This is a genomic window from Thermogutta sp. (genome assembly GCF_014359955.1).
Classification (GTDB): domain Bacteria; phylum Planctomycetota; class Planctomycetia; order Pirellulales; family Thermoguttaceae; genus Thermogutta.
In genome coordinates this window covers 1-6,970 of record NZ_JACIYL010000174.1, presented here as the reverse complement: position 1 = coordinate 6,970, position 6,970 = coordinate 1, and the positions used below count along the sequence as shown (strand labels likewise).

The following is a 6,970-nucleotide window of genomic DNA, read 5'->3' as shown; positions in this document are numbered from 1 at the left end:
ACCCGTGGTGGTGGAAGTATTGAGGATCTCTGGGCCTTCAATGAGGAAAGTGTGGTTCGGGCGGTTGCCAGTTCAAGGATTCCGGTGGTGTCTGCAGTGGGTCATGAAATAGATGTGACGCTGGCCGACCTGGCGGCGGACGTCCGAGCATTGACACCCACGGACGCAGCTTCCAAAGTGGTGCCCTCCCAGGAGGAACTGGAAGCTGTCCTCACAGGGTACGCCATGCGACTTCGCTCTCATCTCAATTTGCGGTTGAGGGCGGTACGGACGCAGCTTGAGGCGCTTGCATCCCGGCCCGTGTTTCGCTTTCCAAAGGAACTGGTTCACAGCCGCGGTCAGCGGATTGACGAATGGGAACGGCGTTTAGATCAGGCTGCCGGCCGATTGCTGGAGCGGAACCGCATGGCGCTTACCAGCGCGGCAGCGCGACTGGAGTCGCTCAGCCCCCTGGGAGTCCTTTCCCGGGGCTACTCCATGACGTTGACGCATCCCGAGGGACATGTGGTCCGAGAGGCAGCGTCCCTTTCTCCGGGGAGTGTCGTGCAAACTCGCCTGCACCGGGGAAGCTTTCTCAGTCGTGTCGAAGAAATACACGAAGATGGCGAACCTGTCCGTCCAGACTGACGAATAGAATGCAACAGGTCCGGAATGGGCGATGTGTGTGTAAGTTTTGCAGAATGACATGGTAGCAGCACGTGGCCATCGTAAGATCTGTGATCTTTTGGTTAGGATAGGCGACGATTGAGGCGGCGGTATTGGAGGAGTTGGTCACCCACAGGCGTCGCGCTTGTTTTGAGAAAGCGCGCGTGAAAGCTTTCCAGAGCGGTCAACATGCAGCAAATGCTTTTCCGTGCAGGTGCTCAAATGGGCAATCGCTTGCCGGCAGGTCCCTCAGTCCTGTTTGGCGCGTTGATCTTCTGCGTAGTTGTCTTGAACACAAATTTGTTTCCTGGAGCTCCGGGAGGTCAGCGGAACGGTGTCATACTGGGGTTTGAGGCGGCGCCGTTTTTGCCGCTCCCTGAGCCAGAATTGCCGTCCGGGCAGTTGAAGGAAGGGGCGGCGGAGTCGCGCGAAGTAACCGCTCAGAATAACCAAACGGGAAGACAGCCGCAGCAACCCGAGGCCGCGGAGCCCAGCGTTGCCGAAAAAGCCGCTGGACCGCCGCCCCAGCGGTCTTCCTTCGGCGTATGGGAAATCATCAAGGCGGGCGGGACGGTGGGATTTCTCATCATCGGTCTCTCCCTGGTGGCTGGTGCCCTGGTTGTGGAGCAGCTCATCACTCTTCGTAAATCCGTGCTCATGCCTTCGGAGGTGGTCAATCAACTGGGCCAGGCTCTGGCGGCTCGCGACTTGAAGGGGCTGGTGGCGATTTGCGAGGCCCACCCGTGCATTTTCACTGATGTGCTCAAAGCCGGGCTGATCGAGTGGGAAGGCGGATGGCACCAGGTGGAAAAAGCCCTGGAGGATGCGCTTATGGAATACACCGCCAAACTTCTTCGGAAGGTCGAGTATCTCTCCGTGATTGGTAACCTGGCGCCGATGCTGGGACTGTTGGGAACGGTGGTGGGTATGATCCTGGCATTTAAAACGGTGGCCGAAACGCAGGGGGCCGCACGGGCTGCCGATCTGGCACAAGCGATTTACCTGGCCCTCGTGACGACCGTGGAAGGACTCATCGTGGCCATCCCGTCGCTTGCCGCGTACGCCTATTTTCGTAATCGTGTAGATGAACTGATGGCAGAGGTGGCCGTCGCCTCGCAGCAGCTTCTGGCGCCGCTACGGCGACGCCGGGTGGCAGCTAAGCCCCCTGTCAGTTCTTCGGGATCGCCGCCGTCGGGAAGCGTCCGCTGATGAGAGCGAGGGTCCATTCAGCCAGATTGCCGGTGAAACTTAACCTCACGCCGATGATCGACGTGACGTTTCAGCTCATTCTGTTCTTTTTGCTTGCAGGGCACCTGGCCCAGCAGGAAAGCTCCGTCGAGCTGGAACTGCCGGTGGCACGAACCGGACACAAAGCGATGGAGAACTCCACGCGACGCATTGTCATCAATGTGGCCCAGGATGGAACCCTCATACTGAGTGGTGAGACAATTGATCTTGAACGGTTGGGTCGGATTCTGTCGGCAGATCGCAGGACGAGCGAAACTCTGGAAGTGCGGATCCGCACCGATCGCCGGACGCCTTACGGCAAAATCGCGCCCCTTCTCGTTCGTTGCGCGGAGAGCGGGATTTGGAATGTTTCGTTCGCGGTCATTGGGGAGGAAATGTCTCCGTAGAACCGCCGAAAGCTCTAGGGTGAATCAGGGTGCGTCATGAGGCGGCAATCAGTCTTGAACCAGAGACAGGACCTGGATTTGCCAATGACGCCGATGATTGACGTTGTCTTTCAGTTGATTATTTTTTTCCTCTGCACGACCCGCTTCACACCCCTTGAGCAGGTCCTGCCCACGCCCCTCGATGAGGCTGGCGTCTCACGGAGCACGGAATCACTTCCGCCGGAACTGGCGAATCTGACGGAAATCGTCATCAGGCTGAGTGACGGACCGCCGGTCAGGATTACTCTCAATAATCGGCAGATGGCCGATTTCGACGAGCTCGGGGTGACACTTCAGGCCGCTGCTCGGGTTCGCCTGGATGTTCCCGTTATTATCGATGCGGGTTTTGCCGTTCCCATGCAGGACGTCATCCGGGTGTATGATCTGTGCCGAAAGGTCGGTTTCCACAGGGTCCATCTTGCGGCTCCGCAGCGCCCATGAAATGGTTTTCGGTTTTGCTCGTTCTCTTTTTTGGGCTGATGCTGGTGCCATCGCAGGGCACGGCAGACGTTACTGAAGACCTGCAGTTCATTCAATCGTTGCGGTCTCGCCGCCTGTTTCGGCTTGCCGAGTATCAGTGCGAGCTCTCGTTGCAGCGACCGGGTTTAGGTATCGCTGACAAGGCGGTGCTTACCATCCAGTTTCTGGAAACTCTCAAAGAACACGCCCTTTACGCCGACATTGCCCGGCGGACAGCCTGCTGGCAACGGGCTCAGGAATTGACCAACAGCTTCGAGAAGGACCATGGCGAGAGCGACTGGAGTCTCGTCGTCGGCCTGACGGGCGTGAAAGTTCTCGTGGAGCAGGGAAAAATCCTGCGGGAGGAAGCCGAGTTGACTCTTCTGGCCACACCGTCTTCGCCCTCGGCTTGGGAAGAGAGGATGGAGCCGTCACGGACGATTCTCCGAAGGGCTGGGGAAAAACTGAAGACCCTCCGCGAAAAAATTGCCCAATCACTGAGACGGCCACACAAGGTGCCGGAGACGGACGACCTGCGACTTGGTGAACAGCAACTCCTGAGCCTTGACAGGCAGGCCCAGTTCTGGACAGCGCTTGCCGCGTTTGAACTGGGACGGACCTATCCAGCCGGGTCCGACGACTATCTCGCCATGCTCAATGATGCGGCGAGCAACCTCCGGGTGCTCAGTGAATTGCCGCTTGACCATCCCCTTGGTTTTCCCTCCCGGATCTATTATGCGGACGTCAACCGGTTGCTGGGCCAGAAAGAAGTGGCCTGGAAAGTCCTTGCCGGTTTCAGTGAGGAGCAACTCGCCCCGGAGCAACAGCAGGAGCTCCTCGCCGCCCGGTTGCGATGGGCCACTACGTTCGAAGAGGAGCAACTCGCCAGATCGCTGTTTGAAAGAGCCATGGCAGTTGAGGTCCCACCTTCGCCGCCTTTGGCTTTCGCGATGCTCGAAACGGCTACCTGGTTTTGGAAAAAAGCGATGGAACGAGGGGACACGAGTTCTCAGGAGTGGGAAGTCCACATCAAAAAGCTGGTGGAAATGCTGAGAGAGAGCGGGTCCACGTATTGGACCCACCGGGGAGAACTCCTCGTCGCGCGTGCGGCCTCGGCAAGGGCGAACGTAAACAGCACCACCCTGGATCTCTATGTGGCCGAGAACGCCTATCGAGCAGGCAGGTGGCAGGAGGCTTTAACAGTCTATGATCGTGTTGCCCAAGCAGCGCGCAAGGCCGGACAGGAAGACGTAGCTTTTCGGTGCGGTTGGGCGGCTGCGGCCATAGCTCAACAACAATCGCTGTATCAAGAAGCGTGGCAGCGGTTCAAGATGCTTGCCCAGGAGTTTCCCCAACAGGCGAAGGCCTCTGAAGCAGCTTATCTGGCACTCGTCAATCTTGGGCGACTGGTGGCAAAAGACGAGGCCACCTACCTTGCCGCTTATGAGAGAGAACTCCGCGAATATCTTAATCGATTTCGCCAAAGCCAAGAGGCTTACCTCGTGCGATTCCGCCTTGCGCAACTCCTGGAGTATCAGTCAAAATGTCAGGAAGCCGTTGATGCGTATCTGGACACCCTTGAGCAATTGCCAACAGATAGAGCGGAAGGAGCAAGCCGCATCTCTGAGCAAAGCGGCGATTCCAATGGACAGTTGGCAGAGGCCGAACGAGAAGACGTAGTGGAAAAAGTGTTTTTGGGACTCGATCGGTGCCTGGCCGTTCTTTTCGAGCAACCAACGCAGGATATGGCCGAGAAGGCTCGTCAAATAGCGCAGCGGCTTCATCGCTGGAGTACGGCGGATAGCGTGGGTGGCGTGGATCCACGATACCGACTCATGGCCGAGGAGCGTGCGATCCGATTGTTCCTGTGGGAGGGAAGAGATCCCGTTCTCGCGGAAAAAATCCTTCTGACACGCTTCCCCGATCGGGATCAGTTTTGGAAGCAATTCCGTACGTTGGGCGAAGATGTCTCCGTGAAATCGCGATGGATCGCCCTTTGGCTGGAGGTTACCGCACAGTTAGGGCAGGAAGCAGAAGCACAGTATTGGTGTGACCAGCTTCTCCATCTGGAGTTCGATATTCGCTGGGAATGGGCGACCACCGTTATGGAGAAACTCTCCCGGACGAGACCGAATCGAGCTCAGACTGTGGCACGATGGGTTGTGGCAGCAGTGCCCGACTTCACCGAGCAATATGCGACGCACTCCCGAGACTGGAAGGTGCAAGCCGGTCTGAAATATGCCCGGCTTCTGGTCATGGCAAACCTGCGTGACGAATCGCTCCAGTGGATGCGTCGGCTAGCGCAGGAGTTTCCTGAACATGGTGAAATTCAGGAAAATCTTGCACTTCTTCTGGCTTACGAGGACGACGATTCTTTACGAAACGAAGCCCTTGTGAAATTTCAGGAAATTGCCCGGCGAACTCCGGAGGGATCTCCTCGGTGGTTTCGGGCAAAATACATGACGGCCTGGCTGCTCCACACTCTGGGGAAAACGCGGGATGCCTGGGAGGTCCTGAGTCTGCTCGAAACTCTCCATCCCGACCTGGGAGGAGAACCTCTGCGGGGAAAAATACTGTCCCTCAAAGAGGAATGTCAGAAATATCTGACGCACAGCAGATAAACTCACTCAGACTTTGTTGGCAACTTGTCGCCCAGCAGTTTCTCTACGACCGGTTTCAGAAGTTCCGACCACAATTGGTATCCCTTGTCACTCAGGTGGAGTCTGTCCTTGACAAAAAGGTCTGGTTGTGGAAGCCCATCAGGCCCCAGCATCGGTTTTTCCACATCCAGAAAATGTGCATTTAATTCCGGATGGGCCCGACAGTATTCTTCAATAAGGTGATTGGCGGCCCGAATTCTGTCTATAAGGTGCCACCGGGCAAGTGACGGCTTGATCCCGATAAAGATAACGGGGGCGTTGACCCCTTCGGAACGGATGGCTTCCAGGAAATCGGCGAAACGCCGACGAACAGTTTCCGGCGATGCCCCGGCCGCGATGTCATTATCTCCGGCATAGAAAACAATCAATCGGGGATGGTAAGGAATGACGATACGCTTGGCATAATAGGTGACCTCGTGAATCTGCGAGCCACCGAAGCCCCGATTGAGCGTGATCCAGTCGGGGAACCATCGAGAGACGTCCCACCGAACGATACTGGAACTTCCCACGAAAAGAATGGCTCCCTCCGGTGGTGGATGAAGTTTGTCCGCTTCTTCGAATTTCCTGATGGCGGGTTCCCAGCGTTCCGGTCCCGCGTCTTTCTTTTCTTCATAGCTTGCGAGCCTGGCGGAAATGGCATGTCGCCATGACACCGGTGGCCGATCCGCGCGACGCGGACCAATTTTCTCGAAAGGAATGGCCTCAAAGCCTGGGAGTGAGGATTGAACAGGCGCGTCGGGCTTGAGCCGCCAGTCTTCCGCGGCGGGATTGACAAAAAAACGGGTTACAGCGTCGAGCGGGAGGATCACATTGTTTTCTATCACGAGATAAGGCCGCGCACGATTTTCAATATTGTCCCAGGTCCCTCCAAAGCACAAGTTTTTGCGAATAATATTGCCTTTCGGTGCAGCAGGTTCGTCTTCAAGAATGTTAACCAGTGTTGGATAGGCCTTGCGCCACAGTTCGCTCTGGTAGGGCATGGCTTTCAGACGCTGCGTCATCGTCGTGGGGACATGGTAGGAAGCCCAGCCCAGAGCTCGGGCATCAACATGGACGGCCGGACGACAATCAATGAATATGTTATTCTCCACAAGATTGTCTCGTCCACCTCCAATAAATGCAGCGCGTGTTACTCGATAAAAAATATTTTTGACGATCTGTGTTCCACAGAACATATCGTCCAAATAGACACCCATACATCCACGGTTCTGAAAACCGGATATATGGTGGAAGTAATTGCAGGAAATAACGGTGCCCCGCATGGTCCAGTCGCGACCGGAGTAGATGGCTCCCGCGTCATTCGATTCCAGGCAGACATGGTCGATCTCGTTCCAGGCGATCGTGTGGTTGTTGCCCGAAAAACCCACCGCCTGGTGAGGCGCATGGTGGATGTGATTGTGGAGGACGTGCTGCCCCACACCGCCGATCGACACCCCCGCGCGATACATGGGATGGATTTGCCCGTAGTCATGGATCTCGTTGTCCTCCACGATGTGACCCGCGGGCGACAGCGTGGCGCGATCACCTCCTGTG

General features: G+C 56.7%; 6 protein-coding genes. 5 read left to right on the top strand and 1 reads right to left on the bottom strand.

Annotated features, from left to right (window positions below; genetic code table 11):
• From xseA to H5U08_RS07385, 5 genes are all read left to right on the top strand, one after another.
• On the top strand, window positions 1–627 hold a 627-nt coding region (gene xseA, locus H5U08_RS07405; RefSeq protein WP_297031743.1), incomplete at its 5' end, for an exodeoxyribonuclease VII large subunit.
• A 306-nt stretch (window positions 628–933) separates the two neighbouring features.
• Window positions 934–1,854, top strand: coding sequence for a MotA/TolQ/ExbB proton channel family protein (locus H5U08_RS07400; RefSeq protein ID WP_297031741.1), 921 nt, complete (start codon window positions 934–936; stop codon window positions 1,852–1,854).
• Window positions 1,854–2,279, top strand: coding sequence for a biopolymer transporter ExbD (locus H5U08_RS07395; RefSeq protein ID WP_297031739.1), 426 nt, complete (start codon window positions 1,854–1,856; stop codon window positions 2,277–2,279). Before H5U08_RS07400 ends, H5U08_RS07395 begins: the two co-directional genes overlap by 1 nt.
• A gap of 36 nt (window positions 2,280–2,315) precedes the next feature.
• Window positions 2,316–2,759: a biopolymer transporter ExbD gene (locus tag H5U08_RS07390; protein ID WP_297031737.1), complete on the top strand. Its 444-nt coding sequence runs from the start codon at window positions 2,316–2,318 to the stop codon at window positions 2,757–2,759.
• Window positions 2,756–5,398, top strand: a complete 2,643-nt coding sequence (locus H5U08_RS07385) for a hypothetical protein (protein ID WP_297031736.1) — start codon at window positions 2,756–2,758, stop codon at window positions 5,396–5,398. Before H5U08_RS07390 ends, H5U08_RS07385 begins: the two co-directional genes overlap by 4 nt.
• A gap of 2 nt (window positions 5,399–5,400) precedes the next feature.
• Here the strand turns inward: H5U08_RS07385 and H5U08_RS07380 are convergent.
• A partial coding sequence (locus H5U08_RS07380) for a GDSL-type esterase/lipase family protein (RefSeq protein WP_297031734.1) occupies window positions 5,401–6,970 on the bottom strand: 1,570 nt, incomplete at its 5' end.